The organism is Rhodococcus sp. KRD162 (assembly GCF_017168335.1).
Classification (GTDB): Bacteria; Actinomycetota; Actinomycetes; order Mycobacteriales; family Mycobacteriaceae; genus Rhodococcoides.
The window spans coordinates 35,803-60,224 of sequence record NZ_JABFAU010000016.1 but is presented as its reverse complement, the minus strand read 5'-3'; the positions used below and the strand labels follow the sequence as shown (position 1 = coordinate 60,224).

General features: G+C 66.6%; 16 protein-coding genes. 11 read left to right on the top strand and 5 right to left on the bottom strand.

The genetic code is table 11. The features are described 5' to 3' along the window. Positions 1 to 118: 118 nt before the first annotated feature. Positions 119 to 2,605, bottom strand: coding sequence for an IniB N-terminal domain-containing protein (locus tag J1M87_RS22405; RefSeq protein ID WP_206492013.1), 2,487 nt, complete (start codon positions 2,603 to 2,605; stop codon positions 119 to 121). Between the two features lie 257 nt (positions 2,606 to 2,862). Between J1M87_RS22405 and J1M87_RS22400 the strand changes: the two genes are divergently transcribed. The 5 genes from J1M87_RS22400 to J1M87_RS22380 all read left to right on the top strand — a co-directional run bounded on the left by J1M87_RS22400 (position 2,863) and on the right by J1M87_RS22380 (position 12,212). Further along, a complete protein-coding gene (locus J1M87_RS22400; protein WP_206492012.1) occupies positions 2,863 to 6,750 on the top strand; it encodes an Hsp70 family protein in 3,888 nt (1,295 codons plus the stop codon). Positions 6,751 to 6,790: 40 nt separating this feature from the next. After that, positions 6,791 to 7,957: a hypothetical protein gene (locus J1M87_RS22395; RefSeq protein ID WP_206492011.1), complete on the top strand. Its 1,167-nt coding sequence runs from the start codon at positions 6,791 to 6,793 to the stop codon at positions 7,955 to 7,957. Next, positions 7,954 to 9,609, top strand: a complete 1,656-nt coding sequence (locus tag J1M87_RS22390) for an Hsp70 family protein (protein WP_206492010.1) — start codon at positions 7,954 to 7,956, stop codon at positions 9,607 to 9,609. Before J1M87_RS22395 ends, J1M87_RS22390 begins: the two co-directional genes overlap by 4 nt. Before the next feature lie 75 nt (positions 9,610 to 9,684). Then, positions 9,685 to 10,983 (top strand): S1 family peptidase, encoded by a 1,299-nt coding sequence (locus J1M87_RS22385; RefSeq protein WP_206492009.1) that lies wholly within the window; start codon positions 9,685 to 9,687, stop codon positions 10,981 to 10,983. 86 nt (positions 10,984 to 11,069) lie between these two features. Then, a complete protein-coding gene (locus tag J1M87_RS22380; RefSeq protein ID WP_206492008.1) occupies positions 11,070 to 12,212 on the top strand; it encodes a S1 family peptidase in 1,143 nt (380 codons plus the stop codon). A 63-nt stretch (positions 12,213 to 12,275) separates the two neighbouring features. On the opposite strand, the gene J1M87_RS22375 is transcribed toward J1M87_RS22380, so the two are convergent. Next, the gene (locus J1M87_RS22375) at positions 12,276 to 12,929 is read right to left on the bottom strand and encodes an ammonium transporter (RefSeq protein WP_206492007.1); all 654 of its coding nucleotides are present in this window, start codon (positions 12,927 to 12,929) and stop codon (positions 12,276 to 12,278) included. A 595-nt stretch (positions 12,930 to 13,524) separates the two neighbouring features. Between J1M87_RS22375 and J1M87_RS22370 the strand changes: the two genes are divergently transcribed. The 3 genes from J1M87_RS22370 to J1M87_RS22360 all read left to right on the top strand — a co-directional run bounded on the left by J1M87_RS22370 (position 13,525) and on the right by J1M87_RS22360 (position 18,438). Further along, the gene (locus tag J1M87_RS22370) at positions 13,525 to 16,779 is read left to right on the top strand and encodes a (Fe-S)-binding protein (protein ID WP_206492006.1); all 3,255 of its coding nucleotides are present in this window, start codon (positions 13,525 to 13,527) and stop codon (positions 16,777 to 16,779) included. A 169-nt stretch (positions 16,780 to 16,948) separates the two neighbouring features. Further along, entirely contained in the window at positions 16,949 to 17,869 is a 921-nt protein-coding gene (locus tag J1M87_RS22365) for a hypothetical protein (RefSeq protein ID WP_206492005.1), read from the top strand. Positions 17,870 to 18,102: 233 nt separating this feature from the next. Next, positions 18,103 to 18,438, top strand: a complete 336-nt coding sequence (locus J1M87_RS22360; RefSeq protein WP_206492004.1) for a hypothetical protein — start codon at positions 18,103 to 18,105, stop codon at positions 18,436 to 18,438. Between the two features lie 14 nt (positions 18,439 to 18,452). Here J1M87_RS22360 and J1M87_RS22355 read toward each other — a convergent pair whose 3' ends face one another. Next, positions 18,453 to 20,366, bottom strand: a complete 1,914-nt coding sequence (locus J1M87_RS22355) for a prolyl oligopeptidase family serine peptidase (protein WP_307830905.1) — start codon at positions 20,364 to 20,366, stop codon at positions 18,453 to 18,455. A 67-nt stretch (positions 20,367 to 20,433) separates the two neighbouring features. Here J1M87_RS22355 and J1M87_RS22350 point away from each other — a divergent pair, with 67 nt between their 5' ends. After that, on the top strand, positions 20,434 to 20,694 hold the full coding sequence (locus J1M87_RS22350) for a DUF3263 domain-containing protein (protein ID WP_241257368.1): 261 nt from the start codon (positions 20,434 to 20,436) through the stop codon (positions 20,692 to 20,694). A gap of 3 nt (positions 20,695 to 20,697) precedes the next feature. Here J1M87_RS22350 and J1M87_RS22345 read toward each other — a convergent pair whose 3' ends face one another. Together J1M87_RS22345 and J1M87_RS22340 are read right to left on the bottom strand one after the other, a co-directional pair. Then, positions 20,698 to 21,402 carry an SOS response-associated peptidase gene (locus J1M87_RS22345; RefSeq protein ID WP_206492002.1) on the bottom strand — a complete coding sequence of 235 codons (705 nt, stop codon included), beginning with the start codon at positions 21,400 to 21,402 and terminating at the stop codon, positions 20,698 to 20,700. A 40-nt stretch (positions 21,403 to 21,442) separates the two neighbouring features. Further along, a complete protein-coding gene (locus J1M87_RS22340) occupies positions 21,443 to 21,997 on the bottom strand; it encodes a helix-turn-helix domain-containing protein (RefSeq protein ID WP_307830904.1) in 555 nt (184 codons plus the stop codon). Between the two features lie 55 nt (positions 21,998 to 22,052). Here J1M87_RS22340 and J1M87_RS22335 point away from each other — a divergent pair, with 55 nt between their 5' ends. Together J1M87_RS22335 and J1M87_RS22330 are read left to right on the top strand one after the other, a co-directional pair. Continuing rightward, positions 22,053 to 22,958 (top strand): SDR family NAD(P)-dependent oxidoreductase, encoded by a 906-nt coding sequence (locus tag J1M87_RS22335; protein WP_206492000.1) that lies wholly within the window; start codon positions 22,053 to 22,055, stop codon positions 22,956 to 22,958. A gap of 65 nt (positions 22,959 to 23,023) precedes the next feature. Then, on the top strand, positions 23,024 to 24,274 hold the full coding sequence (locus J1M87_RS22330; protein WP_206491999.1) for a pyridoxal phosphate-dependent aminotransferase: 1,251 nt from the start codon (positions 23,024 to 23,026) through the stop codon (positions 24,272 to 24,274). Positions 24,275 to 24,422 lie beyond the last annotated feature (148 nt).

Sequence of the window (24,422 nt, the reverse complement as noted above, 5' to 3'; positions counted from 1 at the left end):
CACAACCCATTCTCGTCGACGTTCGCAATAGAAAGAACTCTAGCTACGACTCGGCCCCGAGTGTGGGGAACACTCGGGGCCGAGTCGCATCGTTCTCACCCGATCACAGGCGACGCGATCATGGGTGCAGCAGGTCGATGTCGTGATCGACGGTCGCCGCGTGGCCGAGGGAATCGGCTGCCGAATCGACCGTTCCGTGCAAGCTGCCACTGCTGTCGCTGAACAGGTCGGTGTGGCTCTCGCCCTGACCGAAAACGTCGGAGTCGACGCTCGACCAGCCCGTGCCGCCTGCGCTTGCGCTCGAATCGAACGAGCTCGAGTGCTCGAAGGATCCCGAGGCCGCCGAGGAGAGCGAGCTGCCTGCCTGCGCTGCACCCTCGGCACCGGACTGCACAGCGCCGGTGAAGTTACCCGCGGCCTGACCGCCGACCTGCGCAGCCGAGTCAAACCCGCCGACCGCGGAAGCCGCAGCGTCCGCACCAGCATCCAAACCCCCGCTCACCATGGAACCGATGCCGCCGCCGAGCGAGCCGCCGAGGTCCAGTCCACCACCGACGTTCGAGGCGATATCACCGCCCGCCGAGGTTCCCGCGTCGACCGCTCCGCCCAGCGCACCGTCGAGGCCGCCTGCGACCGATCCTGCTGCATTCGCGGCTCCGGCCAGGCCTGCCCCTGCGGACGCTGCTGCGTCGACGCCGGTATCGACAGCTCCGGTGACGGTGCCTTCGAGCCCGGCCCCGGCCTGTGCTGCTGCATCGACGCCACCTGCCACTCCGCCGGCAAGTCCGCCTGCGACACCTCCGCCGAGGCTGCCGAGACCGGCGAGGCCACCGGTCAGGCCCGCGCCCGCGTCGCCCAAGCCGGACAACCCACCGGTCAGGCCCGCGCCTGCCTCACCCAAGCCGGACAACCCACCGGTCACACCTGCGCCTGCCCCTCCCGAGCCGAACAATCCACCGGCCAAGCCCGCACCAGCGTTCCCGGCGGCCGCCAGGCCACCGGTCAGATCAGCACCCACATTCCCGACGGCCGCCAGGCCACCGGTCAGATCAGCACCCACATTCCCGACGGCCCCCAGGCCACCGGTCAGGCCCGCGCCTACCCCGCCTGCTGCGCCGAGTGCGGCGTCGACGGTTCCGGTGAGGTCTGCACCTGCCGTGGCAGCGGCATCGACCGCTCCGGCCAGTCCGGCACTCAGGTCGGCTCCGGCACCGAGGACGGCACCGAGGTCGAGGGCTGCGCTGGTGTCGAGCACTGTTTCGAGGGCTGTGCCGAGTTGCGCACCTGCGGTTCCGCCGACGCCGAACGCCGTTCCGAGAACTCCTTCGAGCCCGCCCGCAACGCCACCTGCAGCGCCGCCTGCCAGCCCGGCACCTGCGCCGATGGTCCCTGCAATCGCGCTGTCGATGGCGGCGGTCAGGCCGCCGACCGCAGCGGTGTCGAGATCGAGTGCGGTTCCAAGGGCACCGCTGACGATCGCACCGACGTTGCCGCCTGCCGAGAGCAGAGCGTCGACGTCGAGATCGGCGAGCACGCCGGCGTCGAGGACCGCTCCGAGTGCGGTTCCGAGAGATCCTGCAACGGCACCGTCGACGGCGAAGAGCCCGCCGAGACCTGCGCCGAGGCCTCCTGCGAGGTCACCGACCAGCGCCCCGCCTGCTCCGAGCGCCCCGTCGAGTGCGGTTCCGACGTTGGTGGTGAGATCGGCACCGATGGCACCGAGTCCGCCCAGTGCGCCGCCGAGACCTGCGGTCAGGGCCGCGCCGAGTCCACCTGCGAGGTCGAGTCCGGCACCGAGGTCGAGTCCGGCCCCGGCGTCGAGCACGGCTCCGAAGACCCCGCCGAGCGCGGTGCCGAGCTCTGCTCCGATGGTTCCACCGACTCCGAAGATCGCGCCGAGCGCGCCGCCAAGTCCACCCTGAAGATCGGCAAGTGCGCCGAGGTCGACGGCGCCGGTTGCACCGATGGCAGCGTCGAGAGCTGCCTGCAGCTGCGCGGAGAGATCGCCGCCGATCTGTCCCCCGATGTCGGCACCTGCGCCGAGGAGTCCGGTCAACGCAGCGCCGAGGCCGACGGTTCCGCCGAGCAATCCGCCGAGATCCAGATCGACACCGCCGCCGAGGCCTGTACCTGCACCGATCAATGCGTCGAGGGCACCGCCGAACGCGGCACCGAGCTCGGCACCGACCTGTCCGCCGACCGCCAGCGCGGCGGCCAGAGCTGCCTGCAGCGACGCCGCGAGCTCGCCGGTGACGTCGATACCGCCGGTCAGGCTGCCGCCCGCGGCGAGTCCGCCACCGGCGACCGCACCTGCTGCCAGTCCGAGACCGGCCGACAGTCCGCCGCCGAGACTCGCGCCTCCGGCAAGTGCGCCCCCGAGGCCGGCGGACCCGCCTGCACCCAGGATGGCCGACAGCTGGCTGCCAGCGCCGGCGAAGAGTCCCGATTCGGCGACCAGCGGAGCCACCGCGACGATGTCCGCGTGGGTCACGTCGCCGAGTCCTGCGGCAGCGAGAGCCATCTCGGGATTGGCGCAGTACGCAGCGGCTGCCTGGTCGTCGCGCAGCAGACTGAGGATGAAATCGAGTACGGCGTTGGTAGCCATTGAGGTCTCCTTGACGAGGGGTGCTTCGTGGTTGATCACAAAGCTATGCACCGCAGGTCCCCCGGCCAACGGGGGCGATCCCCGTACTCCCCCTGGGGCCGCCAGGGGGAAATCATTAGGGGATCGGGGCGCTTTAGGGGATTTCACTCGTTACAGGCTCTACCCTGCTGTGAGACGTAACGAACAGGTAGCGCGGCGCGACAGTGCGAGTGACGGCGGTACTACCGAAAGCTGGGCGAGATGAAGGCGGCGACACGATGAACACAGGACTCGGCATACGTATCGGTTCGGTGACGGCTGCGGCTGCTCTCGATACGGAGCCCGTCTCCTCTGTGGTCAAGCGTTCGGCGCTCGACCTTCGCCCCGGCGCGGCACCGAGCCTGGTCGAGCTGAGCGATCGGTCGACGCGAAACCTGATCGGCGGGTTCGCCGACCGAGTAGGCGATCCCGTGGAACTGATAGACGACGACGGCCGCAGTCACCTCGCCGAGGACCTGTACGCCACCGCCACCCGCGCCCTCGTCGCCGAGGTCGCCGCCGGATCGGATGCACCCCCGACCGTCGTGGTCGCTCACCCCACTCGCTGGACGGCGTATGCAGCCGAGGTTCTCGGCGAGGCCTTGGACCGCGCGGGGCTCTCCGATGTCACCCTGGTGCCCGAGTCCGTCGCCACGATGCGGTGGCTCGAGGTCACTCGTGGACCACAGTCGGATGGCCTGGCCGTGATCTACGACCTCGGTGCGAGCGCACTCGACGTGACCCTGATGCGGACCGGCTCCGACGCGGGCGTCGTCGGCGCGGGCGTCCACTCGCAGGAGTTCGGTGGCGCGCAGTTCGATCACGCGATCATGCAGTACGTCCTCGACACGGTGTCGGGGAGCCAGTCCTTCGAGTTCGACCCCTTCGACCCCGACACGGTCGGCGCGTTGGTGGAACTGCGAGCGCGCTGCAGCGAGGCCAAGGAACAACTTTCCTACGACACGTCCACGGCGCTGACGGTCGATCTGCCCGGGCTCCACACCGAGGTTCGCCTGGTGCGCTCGGAGATCGAAGAACTGGTGCGTGCGTCGCTGCTGGCGTCCGTCGGGGTCGTCCGCGACGCGGTGACCGCTGTCGGGCTCGAGGTCACCGACATCGACCAGGTGGTTCTCGTCGGCGGCAGCGCAGCCATTCCCCTCGTCGCCGAGCTCATCTCCTCCGAACTGCGCGCTCCGGTGGTCGCCGGGCCCCGGCCCGAACTGACGGTCGCCGTCGGTGCCGCGATGCTCGCCAGTGATATCGCCGACGCCACCGCTGCCGACGACGCCGCAGCGCTGGCTGCGGTTCCCACCGCATCCGTGGCCGCTGCCACGGCAGCCCCGACGCCGCGTCCGACTCCCAGACCAGCGCCGACGCCCACCGCCGCCGCCTCCGAGGAGGGCATGTCCGGTCGCAAGAAAGCCGGCCTGGTTGCCGGATCCGTCGTCGTGCTTGCGCTTCTCGCGGGGGGCGGTCTGTCGGTGGGCACGGCGTTGACCTCCGACAACACCGCGCCGACCGAATCCAATGCGGAGAACTCGATCTCGGCAACCACGACGCCGGGCACCACCTCCGCTGTTGCCGATACCCAGACCGCGGCTACGACCGGCGAGAACGGCCCTGCCGCAGCCGGATCCGAGGGTGCCCCCACCACGGTGGTCAACGCCGACGGCTCCGTGACACAGATCGACCCCGCCACCGGAGCCCCGGTCGCCGGTGCGCCTGCGGGGGGAGCACCCACGCAGGCTCCGGCCGACAACGGCGCGGCAACCGTGCCGACCGTTCCGCCGGTCTCGGCCCCGACGGTGCCCAACTACCAACCGCCCGCCGTGCAAGCTCCGCAGGTTCCGAACGTGCAGATTCCCTCGTACCAGCCGCCCACCTATCAGGGCCCCACTCTCGGCGGGGTCGGCCAGGGTCTCGGTCAGGGACTCGGCGGTGTCGCGTCCGCAGGCCCCGCTCGGCTCACCCTGGTGCCACTGGACAAGAAGTCCATCGCTGCGCGTTCGGCAGCAACCGCTCGGCCACTGTCGACGGCACTGGCCGGGGCCATCGCGAAATCGACGGGCGGAGTTCTGGCGGCCGTCGATGCGGCTCTCACCGCACTCGGCGGGGATCGCCCGGATCCGGCTCCCCTGCGCGTGGTCACCGAATCCGTTGCCGAGCAACACCGTCGAATGTTGCTCGACACCAGCGACGACACTCGCGCGCTGTTGCTCGCGGCTCGGTTCGGCCTGGTGCCCGATCCTGCAACGGCTGCGCAGATCCTCGGGCGCGGGGCCGAGGCCGAGTCGGTCGTCGACCTCGCGCTGGGCTCCGGCCTGCTCGACGCCGCCGGGGCGCTGATTCCCTCGGTCGAGGCCCCGCTGATCGAGCTGGTAGGTGATGGCCGGTGCCGCACCGTGCTCGAGACCGTCACCGACGTCGCCGCCCGATCCCGCCTGCTCGACGCCACCGCCGCGCAGGCGTTGGCCGAGCGCGGCGTCGTCCATGCGGGATTGGCCGATTTCCTCGTACAGCAGGCAGATTCGGCCTCGATCGACGCTGCCGGTGGCCTGTACGGCGCTGCGGTGAGCGCGGGCTTCGACCCGGCGGTACTTGCAGCCCGCAGGTCCGAGGTCGCGGCGGCGGCCGGGGAACTGGACGAGGCGGGCCGCTTGGCCGACGGAGTGCTCGACACCGCAGCGATCTGCGATGCGGCCGATCTTCGTACGGCGGTGCGGGTTTCGGCATCGATCGCGGCGCAGCGCGGAATGCTCTCGCGCAGTGCGCAACTGTTCACCTGGCTGGGAGAGGATCGGCTGGGGCCGGATGCAGTGTGGGCGGCGCTGGCCGCCGTCGCAGCCGGTGATCGGGCCGCCGCCGACCGGTCGATGGCCGCGGTGTCCGCTCTCGCGCCGACGTCGAGCACCGCGTCGGGAACCTTGCTCGTGGCCGGGGTACTCGGCTCGGTCGATTCGCGCAGCGCCGCCGCGTCGAGCGCCGCCGCGAACTCACTGATCCGTGCAATGACCCTGACCGGCAACGTATCCGAACGATCATGCCTGCCGGATACTGCGGCGGCCATCGCCGCCGTCCATGCGGTGCAGTGCGGCGATCTCACCCGCGCCGATTCCGTTCTCGCCCGGGCACTCCCCGAGCATCGCCCAGGGTCCGAGGCTCATACCAGGTTGTGCCTGATCGGAGCGTGGGCATCGATGCTGCGCGGCGATGCCGCCGAGGCGAGCTCGACGATCGATGCGCTGCCGATTCCGCTCTCGCACGTGCGCAATCAACTCTTCCTGCACGCCATTCGGGTGGGCCTGGCCCGCAGATCAGGCGATGCAGGGTCGCTGATCACGGCATGGTCCCAGGCGCAGGACGTGATCTCGGAGTACTCCGTCGACCTGTTCGCACTGCTCCCTGTCGGCGAATTACTGTTGGCAGCAACGCGACTCGGTCAGATGGATCGCGTCGAACATCTCCTGACGCAGGCCGACGATCTGCTCTCGGCGTTGGGCGATCCGCCGGTGTGGGCATCGGCGCTGCATTGGTACCGCGTACAGGCGGCCATCGTGGCCCAGCGGCCCGATGCGCTGGTGCCGCACGCCAAGTCGCTGGCCGCGGCCGCACCGACCCACCCGTACAGTGCGGCGCTCGCTGCTGCAGGCCGGGCCTGGCTCGGAGTGTTGCAGGGCCGACCCGACGCGACCGATGTGGAGAACTCCGCGCGCACACTGACCGCGTTCGGATTGCCCTGGGATGGTGCCAGGCTGGCCAGTGAGGCCGCATTGGCCGTCACCGATACCGCGACCGCGACCTCGTTGCTGCACATCGCCCGGTCGCTGCGCCAGCCCACCTCACACCAGCGCGACACCCCGGGGACCACGCCCGCACCGACCGGTTCGCTGAGCGAACGCGAGGCCGAGGTCGCCGAATTGCTCGTCCTCGGAGTCACCTACCGCGAGGTGGGCAGCCGCCTCTACATTTCGCCGAAAACCGTCGAACATCATGTCGCCCGGATTCGACGCAGGCTCGGGGCCGAATCACGTTCGGAGCTGATCTCGATGCTGCGCGCGATGGGTTACGGGGCCTCGACCAGCGCAGCCGTCGGCACTGTAACTCCGCGACGTTCCGAAGCGACATAACGATGGCGAGCACCACTCCCGATCAGAACAGGTTCACCCCATGACCGAGCAGCCCGGCAGTGTGCACCTCGGCGCACCGGACGTCGGCCTCTACCTGGACGACGAACGCGCCGTCGCAGCGGTGTCGCATCCCGTCGCGACCGGACCGTCGCTGCATCTTGCGTCGCTGCATCCGACCGTTCTCCACACGCACTCCGACGGCACCGTCTCGCTCGGGGACACACCCGACGACCCGTCCGAGTCGTACACCGACTTCCTCGGCTCCCTCGGTGACGGAGTGGGGGTCACCGGCAGCCGTGGCACCGTCATGCCCGCCGAGCAGCTGACGTCCATGTCCCTGCTGTGTCTGCTCACCGAGGTGGCCTCGTCGATCGATCTGGAGCCCCGAGACCTCGCCGCCGCCGCCACCTACCCCGCCGACTGGACGGCCGAGCAGGTGTTCGCGCTGCGTTCGGCGATGAACGCGCACGGACTCGCGCACGTATCTCTGGTGGCCGAGGCAGAGGCTCTCGCCGCCTGGAACGCGTCGGTCCGCGCCACCCTGGAGAAGAAGGACCGTGCCGTCGCCGCAGCGCGCGGTGCCGCGATTCTGGCTGCAGAGTTCCCCGTCGACGCAGTCACCGAGCGATTCGCGACGTACGTTCCACCCCGACCGGATCGCCGCCCACTGCTGGCTGCCTCAGCGTTCGCCGCGGTGTTGACGGTCGGCGCGGTACTGATCGCGCTGCAGCTGGGAACGTCGGCCGAGACGACCGTTCCGACCCTCGACAACGCTCAGCTGATCGCGCCGCCGACATCGCCTCGAACCGCGCCGGGTGGCCCCATCGACTTCCCCACCGCCGTCGTCGAGCCTGCGGCCGAGATCGCACCCGTCGCGCCGGTTGCGCCCAACACCCCGGAGCAGACCGGCACCACCCCGACCACCGAGCCGTCCGAAGACCGGCGAGTCGAGCGGGATCCGACCCAGATCGACACCCGCCCGGCGATCGAATCACCCGAGGAGAGCGAGACCACGCGACCTCCGGCCGTTGTCGCTCCCGCCGATCCGGACCAGGAAGTGCCCGTCGAGGAGCCGACCGACGAGCCCAGCGACAGTCCCGAACCTAGCCCCACCGACGAACAGCCCGAGTCCGGCCAGGATCCGGCGGCGCGGGTGGGCGCAGACCCGTCAGCGCCGACGGACCGATCGACGGGGGCAACCCCGTGAGCGCTGCCGGGCATCTCGGAATCACCGTCGGTAACACCAGGTCGGTCGCGGTACATCGCATCGACGCCGACGACGAACCGACGATCTTCGTACTGCCGACGACCCTGAGATTCGACGACGAGGGGCGCGCGCATCTCGGTGAGCCCGCCGACACGGCCCCGTTCACCCGGTTCGTGGACCTGGTCGGTCGGCAGGAGGACCTCGAGCCCGATGCCGATGCCTACCGCGCCGAGGACCTGATGGCCAACGCCGCCAACTGCCTCGTCACCTCGGTGGCGGCCACAACCGAATCCGGCGAGCGACCCGTCACGACGATGACGTACCCGACGCGGTGGCCGCGCGAGAGCGTCGCCCTGCTGCGTGACGCCCTCGATCATGCCGGCCTCACCGCGGTCGCCCTGGTGCCCGACGCGAAAGCGGTCAGCACATTCGCTCAGCGCAACCCCGGCTCGGGTGCCGCGGTGATCGACATCGGCGCAACCGGCACCGACATCTCCACCTATCCCGGAGGGGGAACCGTCCGCACGACGGAGGTCTGCGGGGACGTCTTCACCGACGCACTGTTCGATCACGTGGTGACCGATCGTGACCGGATCGATCTGTCCGACGCGACGGTACTGAGTGCCCTGGCCGGCATCGTCGCATCCTGTGAGGCAGCCAAACAGACGCTCAGTACCGCGGACGAGGCCGTCATCTCGGCCGAACTGCCGGGACGGCCGCAGACCACCACCGTGACACGAGCCGAGTTCGCCGATCTGATCGCGCCGACGGTGCGGTCCCTCGACGTCCCGCAGGCCGACACGGTGGTACTCACCGGCGGCAGCGCCGCACTCGCACCGGTGGCGGACGAGATAGCCCAACTCTCTTCCGGCCGACTGCTCGTCGAGCCGCTAGCCGCACCCCGCGGTGCGCTGATGCTCGCCGAGATCGAGGATGTCAACGGCAATTCCCTGGTGACCGGTGCCGCGCCGATCGTCACCCGCAACGACGGCATCGACACCCTCGACACCGACGCCATCCCTGTCGTCCCGACCGAGAAGTCCCTCGCGTTCTCGCGAGCAATTCCGGCCGTGACTCCGATGTTCGGACCCTCCGGGTTTCGTTCCGAACCGATCGAACCGGCTCAGGACAGCGCGCCCGACACCGGCGACGCAGCGCCGGTGTTCGCTGCGCAGGCCCCGGCGAAGGCAGAACGCAGTGAGCGCTCTCGAACCATCACCACCATCATCGCCGGAGCCGGAGCGGGGGTGGTGATCGTCCTGGTGATCGCGGCACTGAGTGGAGTGTTCGGCGGTGCTCCCGCTACGACACCCCCGACGGTCACCGACGCCGGCTCACCGGTCGTCACCTCGACTCGGACACCCTCGACCACGACGGTCACCTCCGCTGTGCCCGTGATCGTGCCGCCAGTGGTCGACGAACCGACGAACGAGCCGGCTCCCGCACCGCAGCCTGCGCCCCTTCCGGTGCCGCCGCCCGCAACGGTCCCTACCTCGGAGCCCGTCGTCACCGCGACCGCCCCTGCGGTGACGACGACTGCGGAGACCACCACTCCGGTCGAGCCGACCACCACTACTACTGCCCCCACCACCACCGCACCGACGACGAGCGTCGACACCACACCTTCCACGACTCCGCAGACTCAGCCCTGAGCTGCGCAAACACTGGTTACACGACTGATGCCCTAGGGTGGGTCGCTGATACCTAGCACCCGATGAAGGGATTCCATGCGTAACACCGGGGCTCTGCGTGCTGCAGTGCTGTGTTCGACGGCTTTCGTACTCGTTGCATCGTTCTCCGGAACAGCGGCCGCCGATCCCGTCGTCCAATCTGCCGCCGATCAGCTCCCCGCCGAGCTCGTCGAGGCAGTGCAGCGCGATCTGAAGATGTCCCCCCAGGAGTATCTCGATCGGGCTGCTCGCGCTCAGGAACTGTCCGCGTACGCATCGGACTTTCGGGCCAGTCGTCCGGCGGACTTCGCCGGTGCATGGATCGGGCCCGACGGCAATGCCGTCGTCGCCGTCACCTCACCTGCCGCGGCACAGGCCGTGGCCAAGGACGGGTACGCCACGGCGCAGTCGCCGGTCTCGGCCGACGGGTTGGAGAAGTCACTGGCAGATCTCAACAGTTGGATCGCCGCTCTGCCCCGCGAGATCTCGCGACAGATCAACGGAACGGCCATCGATTTCATCGACAACCAGATCGTCATCGACCTGGTGAACAGCCCGATCGGCAGGGCACTCAACCTGCCGACCCTGATGGCCAACATCAAAGTCATTCTCTCTCCCGGTGGAAACGCGCCAGTCGATCCGACTCCTATGGGCGGCGACACCTACGTCACCAGCACAGGGCCTATCGCGGACGCTCCGCCCACCGACATCAGCATCTGCTCGTTCGGTTTCAATGCCGTCGACTCCTCCGGTGCCGCAGTCAATCTCACCGCCGGACACTGCAACCCCAACAGGGCCACCGGAGTAGGCGGCGCACCGGTCTACCTTCCGGATCCATCGGACGTCGCGCGCAGCACACAGATCGGATCCTTCGACCGGTCGAGCCTGGGGGCACAGGACGGCCTCGATTGGTCGGTGATCGCCCTCAACGATTCCGGCCTTGCATCCGGCTTGAACCGTCCCACCGTTCGAGGAGCCAACGGCAGCACTGTCGCGGTCACCGGAACCGCAGCCGCCGTCATCGGAGCTCCGGTCTGCAAGTCCGGCCAGTCCTCGTCGTTCACCTGCGGCGTAGTTGCGGCCGACCGCGTCGAGACGCAGCTGTACATGGAAGACGGAACATCGCGTACCGTTCGTGGATTCGCCAGCACCGCATGCACTCTCGCAGGTGACAGCGGAGGTGCGATCGTGACCGGCACACTCGCCCTCGGAATCACCAGCGGATCCAACAGTGGCGGCGCGCCCGATTGCAACGAGGCGAACCTGGCTCTGGCGCAATACGGCGGCACCGCAAGTCTGGGAATACCGATCGATCAGGTACTCGGCGCAACCGGGGCAACTCTTCGAACCGAGTAGTCGACCATCGGGGAGCCGTTCACCCCCTATAGTCGTACGACAAGTGGACGGCATCACATCGTGGGTGCCTCGGGGAGGGGTTCTGCATGCGTCGCCGCGCAATCGGTCTGTCGATGGTTGCAGTGTCGTGTCTGACGGCAATGGCGGTCTCCGCCCCAGCGGCAGCTGCCCAGCCGAGCCTGCCGCCGGCCGTCGACACCGCCGATCCGATGCTGCCTCCCGCTTTGGCGGAGGCCGTGGCCCGCGATCTCGGCCTGAACCCGCAGCAATTTCTCGACCGCGCCGCCGCCGCTCGCCGGTTGGCCGAGTTCACCGCCACCGTCGGTTCCGCGGGCGTGACGGACGCGTGGCTCGACGGTGACGGCAGACCTGTCATTGCCGCAGCCGACGGCCCGGAGCACACGGCGGTGTCCGACGCGGCCTCGGCTGCCGGCTTCGTGGTCGACGCCCCCGCACCCGAACTCCCGCCCGCAGTGGGCGTCGCGATCCAACCGCTGCTGGAGTTGCTTCCTTTCGATCCTTCGCCCATCGCAGGGCCGATCCGCGCCACTTCCTATCTCGGCGGCGACAGCTTTCTGGCGGGAACTCCGGCAGGTCTCGGCCTGCGTTGCTCACTCGGCTTCAATGCCGTCGATTCGACCCGAGGAGCCGTCAACATCACTGCCGGGCACTGCGATCCGGGCACGGCCGCCACCGGTTCAGCGGCAACGACGGGCGCCTATCCGATGTACGGCAGTCTGGTCGGGTCGAAATTCGGCTCGTTCTACCGAACCAGCCAGTCGCACAACGATTACGCCTTGATCGACATCGAGGACGCTCACGTCGGAGAGTTCGAGAGCAACGCCGTCCGGGTGCCCGGCAGGGAGCCGCTGCACATCACCGGGACGGTGGACCCGATCGTGGGTGCACCGGTCTGCAAGGCCGGTTCCACATCCGGATTCAGTTGCGGCACAATCCTGTCCACGGGGCGCAGCATCGGAATGGGCGAGGCCGTCCTGGACCGCAACTTCAGCACGTCCATCTGCGGCCTACGCGGCGACAGTGGCGGGCCGGTCGTCAGCGGCACCCTCGCCGTCGGCATCGCCAGTGCATCCAACGTGGGCGATCAGCCCTCCTGCGAGATCGCCACCCTCGTCAGCATGCTGCAGGGCCAGCGACCCGAACTGTTCGCCACACCGATCAACGACGTGCTCGCCGAGAATCCTGGTCTGACGATCCGGACGTCGTAGCCCGCAGCGCACAAAAAACCCGCACCCTCGTCGAGAGTGCGGGTTTTTCGGGTGAGAAGGCGCTTACTTGGCCCAGACCGTGGTGCCGGGTGCCGCGTTCAGCGTGTTGATGAGGTCGATACCCGCAACCACGAGGGTGGGGCCGCCAGCGGTGATGGTGCCGATGATTCCGCCCACTCCTGCACCTGTCACCAGCCCTGCAAGGCATCCTGCAGCCAAGGTAGCGACACAACCGACAACTGCCCCGATTGCGGTTCCGGTCAAGCCACCGATGGCCGTCGCGATACCGAGCTGCGAGGAGAAGTTCTGCTGAGCCCTCAGGTTCTCCTCGGGCGAGGCGACAGTCGTTGCGCCGATGCTGCGCGAGTTCGCCGATGCCTTGGTGAAGTCGAGCTGCGGGACCAGACGCAGAGTCTTGCCGTCGTTGTCGACGTTCTGCTCGTACGGGAAGTTCAGTCCACCCAGGTTGAACGAGAGCGGCAGAGTCACGAGAGTCTTGTCGGCGGCGTCGAGGACGTCGACTGTCTTGCCGTCGTCGGCGATCTTGAAGACACCTGCGTCGATGGTGGTGACGATCGTGCGGTCTTCGAGCTCGACGGAGTAGTTGGTATCGGGCGTCGTCTGCTCAGTCGGGGACTGTGCGTAGGCGGTTCCGCTGGCCAGGCCCATCGCTACTGCGACGAGGGCCGAGGTGACGACCAGTTTGCTGAGTTTCATGTGTAGTTCTGTTCCGTTTCTGTGCAGTGAGCATGTGCCGGTGCCGCCGAGTACCCGTTTCACGCAGAGTCACCCCGATGACTTGTTTGCGCCGGTGACTCATTTGCGGCAATTCGATGCAGGCGAAGTGTAGCGCACGAACCGTACCGCTCGTTGTCCTTTTCCACACCGTCGATAACTGTCAGTTACCAACTGTCACAAACATTCTCGATAATCGCTGTGCAGACGCATTCTCCGCCTCGGAATCACCCCACGCACGTCGTTCGATCGGTCGAATCTCGGCCAGCGATACCGATCGATTCGGCGATTCCCACTCCGGGCACGACCGCGCCGCCGCCAGGTAAGGACTGCCTTCCCGACCACACCTCGGGGGCATACGCCTAACGTGATCCACGAGACAACCTACCGGTGAGTTCAGCGAGCCCGCCGGAAGGCCTCGTTTACTCGCTCACCAGCATCGCATACATGATCGACCCCAAGTTACCCGCGAGTAGGCAGCCGCTGTTACCAGCGGGTAACATCGGCCGTCGTATAGTTCGACTGGCTGAACACGCGGTAGCTTCGCCAGCTGCCAACTACAGCGAAAGGCCGCGACATGAACGCCGTGACTCTCTCCTTCGGCTTTGTAGGCGCTGTCATCAGCATTTACTGCTGGTACATCTTCATCCGCGGCGGGTTACGGATGTTCCACATCGTCCGGCTGGGTCAGCCCGCCCCCGATCGGTGGCGGCCTGTCGTTCCCCGCTTGAAGCAGATGGTCGTCGAGTTCGCGGCCCACACCAAGATGGTCAAGTTCCGCACCGTCGGATGGGCGCACTGGCTGGTCATGTGGGGCTTCCTCGGTGGCGCACTGGTGGCGATGGAAGCGAACATCCAGACCTTCAACCCCGAAGGCCATTGGCCGATCTTCGGTAACTGGGCGATCTACCACCTGATGGACGAGGTCCTCGGTATCGCAACCGTCATCGGAATCATCGCGCTCGTCACGATTCGCCAGCTGAACCACCCCCGTAAGGCCGACCGTCAATCACGGTTCGCCGGCTCCAACTTCAAGGCCGCCTACTTCGTCGAAGCGATCGTCCTCATCGAGGGCCTCGGCATGATCCTGGTCAAGGCAGGCAAGATCGCCACCTACGGGCACGCGAACCCGTACACGGACTTCTTCACCATGCAGGTCGCCAAGCTGCTTCCGGCCAGCCCGGAGATGGTCTCGACCTTCGCGTTCGTCAAGCTCATGTCCGCGATGGTCTGGGTCTACGTGGTCGGTAGCCGGATCAACTGGGGCGTCGCATGGCACCGCTTCACCGCGTTCCCCAACATCTACTTCAAGCGCATGGACGACGGCAGCGTCGCACTCGGACCGGCCAAGCCGATGATGTCCGGTGGCAAGGTCCTCGTCATGGAAGAGGCCGACCCCGACGTCGACGCGTTCGGTGCAGGCAACGTCGAGGATTTCAGCTGGAAGGGCTGGCTCGACTTCACCACCTGCACCGAATGTGGCCGTTGCCAGTCGCAGTGCCCCGCGTGGAACACCGGCAAGCCGCTCTCCCCCAAGCTGCTGATCATGTCGCTGCGCGACCACGGCCAGGCGAAGGCTCCATACCTGCTTGCAGGCGGTAAGAAAGATCCGGCCGGCGATGAGGTCGGTCTCGTGGACTCCGAGGGCAACGTCGATCAGACCAAGCTGGACGCCATCCCGCAGGCCGCTCGCGACGAAGCCGACCGCAAGCTGGTCGCCGACGCCGTCGAGGGCGGCATCATCGATCCCGAGGTGCTGTGGAGCTGCACCACCTGTGGAGCCTGCGTCGAGCAGTGCCCGGTGGACATCGAGCACGTCGACCACATCATCGACATGCGCCGCTACCAGGTCCTCATCGAATCGGAGTTCCCGTCCGAGCTCGCCGGTCTGTTCAAGAACCTCGAGAACAAGGGCAACCCCTGGGGCCAGAACTCGAAGGATCGTCTCAACTGGATCAACGAGATGGACTTCGACATCCCGGTCTTCGGCCAAGATGCCGATTCGTTCCAGGACTACGAATACCTCTTCTGGGTCGGCTGCGCCGGTGCCTACGAGGACCGCGCCAAGAAGACCACCAAGGCCGTCGCCGAACTGCTCGCCACCGCGGGCGTGAAGTTCCTGGTTCTCGGAGCCGACGAGACCTGCACCGGCGACTCTGCTCGCCGCGCGGGTAACGAGTTCCTGTTCCAGCAGCTCGCCCTGCAGAACATCGAGACGCTGAACAACGTGTTCGACGGCGTGCAACAGAACAAGCGCAAGATCGTCGTCACCTGCGCGCACTGCTTCAACGCGCTCGGCAACGAGTACCCGCAGGTCGGCGGCGACTACGACGTCGTCCACCACACGCAGCTGCTCAACCGCCTCGTGCGCCAGAAGAAGCTCATTCCGGTGGCCTCGGTCAGCCAGGACATCACCTACCACGATCCGTGCTACCTGGGACGTCACAACAAGGTGTACGACGCCCCGCGCGAACTGATGGCCGCATCGGGCTCCAATCTCAAGGAGATGCCGCGCCACGGCGAGCGGTCCATGTGCTGTGGTGCCGGTGGCGCACGTATGTGGATGGAAGAGAACATCGGCAAGCGCATCAACATCGACCGGGTCGACGAGGCGCTCAGCACCGACCCGAAGAAGATCGCTACCGGATGCCCGTTCTGCCGTGTCATGCTCACCGACGGCGTCACCGCACGCCAGGAAGGCGGCGCACACGAGGGTGTCGAGGTCGTCGATGTGGCACAGCTGATGCTCGAGTCGATCACCCGCGTCGAACCCTCGGTGTTGGCCGAGAACATCAAGGTCATTCCCCGAGAGCGCACTCCCGAGGAGGAACTCGAGACCGAGACCGCTGCGGAGGTCGAAGAGGCCGAACGCATCGCACCCGTCGAAGAGCCCGCCGAGGCGAAGTCGGCTGCGCCGGCTCCGGCTCCGAAGGCAACAGGCGGACTGAAGATGAAGGGTCTGGCCAAGCCTCCGGGAGCTGCCAAGCCTGCGTCCCAGTCCGCAGCCGAACCAGCGGCCGAGCCTGCGGCCAAGCCCAAGGGTCTCGGAATGGCCGGGGGCAAGGCACCCGGCGGCAAGGGCCTGCAGATGAAGGGCAAGGCCCCCGGTGCGAAGGCCGCAGCCGCCGCTCCCGCCGCGTCCGAAGAGTCTGCTACTGCGCAGGCCCCGGAGTCGACCGCGACCGAGTCCACGCCGAGCGTCAAGCCCAAGGGTCTGGCGGTGAAGTCCGGATTCAAGAAGCCCGGCGCAAAGGCACCCAGCAAGCCGGCCGACGCCCCGGCCGCTGAGGCACCTGCCCCCGAAACTCCAACGGAATCAGCACCCGCGGCAACCGAATCCAAGCCGACCGTCCAACCCAAGGGCCTGGCCGTGAAGTCCGGATTCAAGAAGCCCGGCGCAAAAGCACCCAGTAAGCCGGCCGACGCCCCGGCCGCTGAGGCACCCGCCCCCGAAACTCCAACGGAATCAGCACCCGCGGCAACCGAATCCAAGCCGACCGTCCAACCCAAGGGCCTGGCCGTGAAGTCCGGATTCAAGAAGCCGGGCGCACGGAAGCCGGGTGCGCCTGCAGCGGCACCGGAGCCCGAGTCAGAAGCAACCGAGCCCGAAAAGGCCGGACCGACACCGGAAGCCGAGGCACCTGCTACCGAAGCACCTGCTACCGAGGCACCCGCCACCGAGGTGCCTGCTACCGAAGCACCGTCCGCCGAGGCACCCGCAGCCGAGGGTAATACGGCGTCGAACGGTTCGGATGACCGGACTCCGCCCAAGCCGAAGGCCGGCGGACTCGGGTTCGCTCCGGGGGCAAAGGTTCCCGGTCGCCGGAAGTAACCTCACACCCTTTTTACCGACTGCGCGCCCCCGCTCACATCAGAGCGGGGGCGCGCGGTCGTCAGCAGGGGTGTGAGGTTGGGGCACCCGGCTATCCACAGGCCTACAGTTATCCACAATCGAGCAGTCGGGGCTTGTCGAAAGCACCTGTGCGGGTGAGCATTTGTTCATGATCCGCATCGTCTCGCGATCCGACGCGGTTTCCCGTGGCACCTCCGACGCCGAGTTGCAACGCTACTGCCGAACCAGGGCGTGGCGTCGACTCCGGCCCGGACGATTCGTCAGCAGGGCGCAATTCGATTCGCTGACTGCCGAACAAAAGCATCGGGTGATCGCAGAGGCTGTATTCGATGCAACTACGGCGTCCGATGCCGTCGTCAGCCACGTGTCAGCAGCGGTCTTTCACGGCCTCGACATGTGGAATGCCGATCTGAGCCGCGTGCACATCACGCGCAACCGCGCCCGCGGCGGTGGACGTAGCAGTGCCATCAGAGTTCTGCACACCTCCCCGTACACGGACGAGGAAGTCGTCAACATCGACGGTGTGCGAGTGACTGCACTGGCACGAACCATCGCCGACATCGCTCGCACGCTCGATTTCGAGACGGCGGTCTGTATCGCCGATGTCGCCGCGCGAACTCGCGGTGTGGCCACCGAACACGTTGCGGCGGCGCTGGATTCGTGCCCGAACCATCCGGGCAATCGCATGGCACGCAAGGTTGCCGACTTCATGGACGGTCGATCCGAGAGCGTAGGCGAATCACGCACCCGAGTGCTGCTCCATCGCCTGGGCTACACACCGCAGCTGCAGGTACAGATCGTCGATGCTCGAGGTGGCTGCGGGCGCGTGGATTTCGAGCTACCGGCAATCGGAACAGTCCTCGAATTCGACGGCAAGGTCAAATACGGGCGCTACGTACCGGAGGGAAAGTCTGCGGCAGACGTGTTGTGGGAGGAGAAGCGTCGCGAGGATCGCATACGTGGGACCGGGCGCCAGGTGGTGCGATTGACCTGGACCGACCTCGACAAGCCCGAGCTGGTCGATCGAATGATCCGCGATGCTGCCGACCGTGCCCGAAGGGGTGAGTGAGCGCCTCCGCTGCCGACTGCGCGCGTATGTTCACCTCCGAGCGCGGGCGCGCGGTCGGCACTAAAGGTGTGAAGTCGGCAGCGGGGGTGTGAGGTCAGCAGCGGAGGCGCGGTGAGCACTGGGGGCGCGAGCTCAGCACTACCGGCACTACCGGCACTACCGGCACCACAGGCACACGGTCCACACGGCGGGTGTAACGTCCCCGCCCGGCACAATCCCCACATCGCCCCGCAATGCTGGACGAATCGGACACCGTGAGTATCGTCGGAATCGAACGGCTCACCCGAGAAGTAGGAGCAGGCATGACCGACGACGCGGACAGGCTCTTCCGCCGCTACGACAAGTGGTGGACGGCTCTGTCGCCGGACGATCGAGCGCACGTCGAGCAATGCTGCGAGACCGGCCGCACCGACGAGCGCCTCTGTGCGCTCATCCTCGAAAACGACGGGCCCTCGAAGGCAGCGTTCGAGGTGGGCAGCAAGCTGTCGGAGGGCAACAGTAAGTACTGCGCCATTCCCAGCGCCCTACTCGAGTTCCTCGAATCCAAGCGCGCCCACCCGCCCCGGTGATGCGTCGACGAGCCTCACGTCGCGGGACGCCACAGCTGTAGCTCGGGGATTCCGGGCGGGGTGAATCCCATGACCTGTCCGTAGAACGACAGTTCCGCTTCCCGCGCGTTCACCTGTGTTTCGAGTTTCCGGAATCCGTGCGACTCGCCCTCGTAGGCGAGGTAAGCGTGCGGTATTCCCTTCTGCACCATCGCGTCTCGGAACCTCTCGGCCTGCGAGGGTGGCACGATGGGGTCGTCCAAACCCTGCAAGAGCAACACCGGACACGAGAGTCCGTCGACGTTGTTGACCGGGGCACGGGTCCGGTACAGGTCGATCGCCTCCGGCAGTGGTCCGATCAGCCCATCGATGTATCGAGACTCGAAGTCGTGGGTTTCTGCGACGAACAGCTCCAGCTCGGCCACACCGAAATACGATGCCCCACAAGCGAACACGTCCGAGGAAGTCAACGCGGCCAGCACCGTCCAACCACCCGCGGAGCCGCCCTCGATGGCCAACCTGCGTGGATCGGCGAGACCGCTCTCGGCCAGCCCCTGCACTGCGGCAATGGTGTCTTCGACGTCGACGACCCCCCACTGCCCGCGCAGCCGATTGCGGTATTCGCGGCCGTACCCGCTCGAGCCGCCGTAGTTCACGTCGACGACGCCGATGCCGCGGCTGGTGAAGTAGGCGAACAACGGGTTCAGGGCGGGGACCACGTGCGCCGTCGGGCCGCCGTGGACGAACGCGATGTACGGCGGGAGCTCGCCGTCCAATCCCTCGTAGGACGGATTTCGCGGCGCGTAGACGATGGCGTGCACCTCGCGCCGAGGTCCGCGGAACGTCGCCTGCCGACCTTCCGGCAGATGGGCGCTCTCGGGGACCGAGTCGAAACTCGAACGTACACAGGTCAGTTGGCGAGACTCGAGGTCAAGGGCGAAGAGCCCGTTGGCCAGCTGCGCTCCGCCGCCCTTGATCAGCACGGTCGATCCCGAACTCCCGCCCAGTCCCACCGAGGTCACACCGTCGAGCTCGATATCGTCCAGCGTCCCAGATACCGGGTCGAGTACTGCGAGGGTATCGGTGCCGACGGTCCGCACGGTCAGCAACGTTCCGTCACCCAGCACCTGGTACCAACTGGATCCGAGCCGCCACAGCGGTGCCCCGAAGTCCGCGTCGAGCGTCCGCAGTGGGGTCACCGGCCCGTCGATACCGACCGAATACAGGTTCCACCAACCGGTTCGGTCACTGATGGCGTACAGCGAATGGTTGTCGATCCACTGCGGCTGCATGACCGATTCCTCGGTCGAGCCGAGCAGCACCGTCCAGTTCTCCGGATCGGCGAGGGAGGCAACACGCAGTTCCGTTCCATCCCAAGGCATCTGCGGGTGATTCCAGGCAATCCAGGCAATGCGAGTGCCGTCGGGTGACAGGGTCGGGAACGCAAGGAAATCCGAGCCGGAGACCAGTGAGCGCAGTCCGCCGCCGCCCAGGTCGACGGCCACGATGTCTCGGGACACCTCGCCGGCGTCGTGAGTCTCTCGGACTGCGATGACGTCGCTGCCGACCACCGACAGTTCGGCATACCGGATGCTCGACGCCACAGCCGGTTTCACAGTCAGCGGCGTCGGCGTCCCGCCGGGGGTGAGTCGGTAGAGACGTTGGTCGGAGAATTCTGCGAACACCAGATCGCCGTCGTCGGTGGCGGTCCAGGCTCCCCCGCCGTATTCGTGAACTCGTGTGCGGGCGTTGAACGGGGCGGGCAGGACCGGGTGCACTTCCCCGTCGATGTGACGGCAGATGGCCGTCCTTCCCCCTTCGGCCGGCCGCAGCTCCGACCACCATATTTCGCCACCGACGAAGCGGCCGCCCTCTATGGGATGGCCGGCCGAGGACAGGTCGGCTGCGGTGATGGGTGAAGGCCAGGATCCGAAGGCGAGTGCGGTCACGAGCACCACCCTAGTGAACTGACGCGGGCGTAACGCAGTGTTCACCAGCCCTTCAATCGTGACCAGGATGATGGAAGCCAGGTACCACGAGGGGAACATGATGCGCCGGACCAGCAGCCAGTCGGTAGATCACGAAATTCTGGCCTTCGGCCGAGCCTGGCAAGGGTACGGCGGCGGCAGTGACGAGGACATCTACGTGGCATTCGGCGTCGACGGGCGCACCTATTTCCAGCGTCTGAGTCGCATTCTCGATTCGCCGGTTGCCGAGGATCTGTCCCCCGACGAGCGGGCCGCCATTCTCGACATCTGCCGAACGAGACTCACCTGATCGTCACACCGGCGTCAACAGCTCCGGGCTGTTGTTCTTGACGCTGTTCACCGCAGTGCTCACTTCGTAGGGCTCGAGCCGCGGCTCGGGAATTGCTGCCAACATGTCCTGCACCGCTCCCAGGTCGGTCACGGTCGGATCGAGCCAGCTCGCGCGGAGATCCGGTGGTAGCACGACCGGCGAGCGATCGTGAATGTGACCGAGCGCGTCGGCTGCAGGCGAGGTCAGCACCGTGACCGACCAGACCCACCTGTTCTCGTCGTCCTCGGCCTTGGTGGGATCTCGCCAGAGTTCGTACAGACCCGCCATCGCGAGCACGCCTTCGGTATGCAGGAAGTACGGCACTTTGCCCCCGTCGCGCTTCTCCCACTCGTAGTACCCGTCGGCAGGCACGACGCAGCGTCGACGGCTTGCTGCTTTTTTGAACGACGGCTTCTCGGTGATGGTTTCCGACCTGGCGTTGATCAGTCGGGAACCGATTTTCGCGTCTTTCGCCCAGGACGGGATCAGGCCCCAACGCACCGACCGCAGCTGCCGCACGGCGTCGGACTCGGGATCGCCGCTGGGCGCGCGTTCGAGCACCGTCCGCACCGATTGGGTCGGGGCGACGTTGTACGACGGCGGCACCTCCTCGCCCACGGTCTCGGCGATGTCGAACACCGCCTGGAGGTCGGTGTCACTCCGGGTACTGGCATACCGTCCGCACATGGTTGCGATTCTTCCACCCATTACCGACAACCACTACGGTCTACAGGCTGCGGAATTCCGCCAGCACGGCGTCGAGGTGATCGCCCAAACGCATTCCCGACGCAACCCAGCGTTCGCACGCCTCGTTCCACAGCGCCATCGTCATTCGCGACGTCAGCGAGGCTTCGTCGTGCTCGACACCAGCAGCGACGAGTCCAGCAGACAGCGCCGCCAGCATGTCCAGCTGAATCACCTGCTCACGCCCTCTCAGTCGATCACTCGCAGAGATGACACGGTGGCGCACCGCGAAGCCGTCCCTATCGAGGTCCAGCGCGTCCGCAGCGGCGTGCAGCGCATCGTGCATCAGTGCCCCGAGGTCGTCGGCGTAATTTTCGACGACCCTTGCCACAGCATCGAGCAACGCAGTTTCTCCGGAGAACAGCACCGCGTCTTTGTCTGAGAAGTACCGAAAGAACGAACGAGCGGACAGGTCCGCCCCGTCCGCGATCTGCGCCACAGTGGTGTCGTCGTAGCCCTGCTCAGCGAAAAGTCGCAATGCCGCGGACGCCAGTCGATCTCGAGTGCGAAGTTGACGTCGAGAGGAGGGTGCTGACACCTCCCGAGTACAACACTCCTCGACACTGCGCGCAATTGTGTCATACAGTGACATAATGACAGTTGATGACACTACGGTTCTGATCACCGGTGCCACCTCGGGCCTCGGTAAGCAAGCAGCGTTGCACCTGGCCGAGCGTCACTCCCTCGTACTCACCGCGCGGTCGGCCAGCCGGCTGGCCGAGCTCGAAACGGCGATTCCCGGGCAGACGTACGTCGTCTGTGACCAGTCGAGCCTGAAGTCGGTACGCGCAGCGGTCGAGCAAATCAGCAGACCACTGCAGGGCGTCGTCTTGGCTGCTGGGATTCAGACGGTGGACACCGCCGCGCGAAGTTCGGACGGATACGAACTCACGTTTGCCGTCAATGTGCTTGCGCCACACCTGCTTCTTGCACTGCTGTCGCCGCAGTTACACCACACGACAGTCGTGCACGTCGGATCCGGCACGCACTACGGACAGTTCCGACGCTCGTACGCCATGGTGCCCGCGCCGCGCTGGGCATCGGCTGGTCGATTGGCGATCACTAGCGACATCGACGGAGGTGCCGCATATTCGACGAGCAAACTCGCGCTGCTCCATCACACTCACGAGCTTGCGCGGCGCGCACCGAAATCCGTCGTACCCATGTGTTTCGATCCCGGAATGATGCCTGGGACCGCGCTCGCGAGGAATCGCGGAACCGTCGCACAGTTCATGTGGAGGCGGGTGATGCCGAGCCTGCGACCGCTTCCAGGAGTGTCCACCCCCGAGGTGTCGGGCCGGAACCTGGCCGACCTCGCACTGGCAGACGGGCCGCGAGGCGATTACGTCGAGATCGACCATCGGACTGCCTCCTCGGACGAGTCCTACGACGACGCGAGAGAACTCGAGCTGTTCGACGAGCTGAACGACCTGGTCGGCCTGGATCCGACCGCCGCCGCACCGTGGTGGTATCGCCGATCCGATCCGGCTCACGGTTGACCGCATGCCGCGCACCGAAACAACCTTGTGGAAACAGAGACCGTTCGCCTGGCACGATATGACGGGTGACCACTCCGCAGAGCAACTCCCAGCCGCGTTATCGCACGCTGCAGCAGTCGACCAAGCTGCAGAACGTGCTGTACGAGATCCGCGGACCGGTACACGCCCACGCTGCCCGCCTCGAGGCCGAGGGGCACCGCATCCTCAAGCTCAACATCGGCAACCCGGCTCCGTTCGGATTCGAAGCCCCGGACGTGATCGTGCGCGACATGATCGCCGCTCTGCCGGTGGCCCAGGGCTACTCGGAATCGAAGGGCATTCTGTCGGCGCGGCGGGCCATCGTCACCCGCTACGAGCTCGAACCCGGCTTTCCCGAGCTCGACGTCGATGACATCTACCTCGGCAACGGGGTGTCCGAGCTCATCACCATGACGATGCAGGCATTGCTCGACGATGGTGACGAGGTGCTGATCCCGGCCCCGGACTATCCGCTGTGGACGGCGATGACCACGCTGTCCGGGGGCAAGGCCGTGCATTACTTGTGCGACGAGGACAACGGGTGGAACCCCGATCTGGCCGACATCGAATCGAAGATCACGCCGAAGACCGTCGCGCTGCTGGTGATCAACCCCAACAATCCGACGGGTGCGGTGTACTCGAAGGAAGTGTTGCAGGGCATCGTCGATCTGGCGCGAAAGCATCAGCTGCTGTTGCTCGCCGACGAGATCTACGACCGAATCCTCTACGACGACGCACAGCACACCTCGTTGGCGAGCTTGGCTCCGGATCTGTTGTGCCTGACCTACAACGGGTTGTCCAAGGCCTATCGGGTGGCCGGCTACCGGGCGGGGTGGCTCGCGATCACCGGCCCGAAGAAGCACGCGGCAGGTTTCATCGAGGGCATCGACCTGCTGGCGTCGACGCGGTTGTGCCCCAACGTGCCTGCGCAACATGCCATTCAGGTTGCACTCGGTGGCTATCAGAGCATCGAGGATCTGATCCTGCCCGGCGGTCGGCTGCTCGAGCAGCGTGACGTCGCATGGCAGAAGCTCAACGAGATCGACGGAGTCTCGTGCGTCAAACCCAGGGGCGCTCTGTACGCGTTTCCGAAGCTCGACCCCGAGGTGCACGAGATCTACGACGACGAGAAGCTGGTCCAGGATCTGCTGCTACAGGAGAAGATCCTGGTGGTTCAGGGCACTGGATTCAACTGGCCGGGACACGACCACGTGCGCATCGTGACACTGCCGTGGGCTCGCGATCTGGCGGTGGCGATCGAGAGGTTCGGCAACTTCCTCGCCTCGTACAAGCAGTGAGCGTCGTAGTTATCGGAAAGTAGTTGAACGTGACGCAAAAAACATCGGCGTGATCCCGCCCGATCAGCAAATGATCTGTACATTGGCGGACGGCACTTCTGTGCCCGCGAGCCCTGGTCGCCCCCTCCCCCCTGGGTCGGCCAGGTGG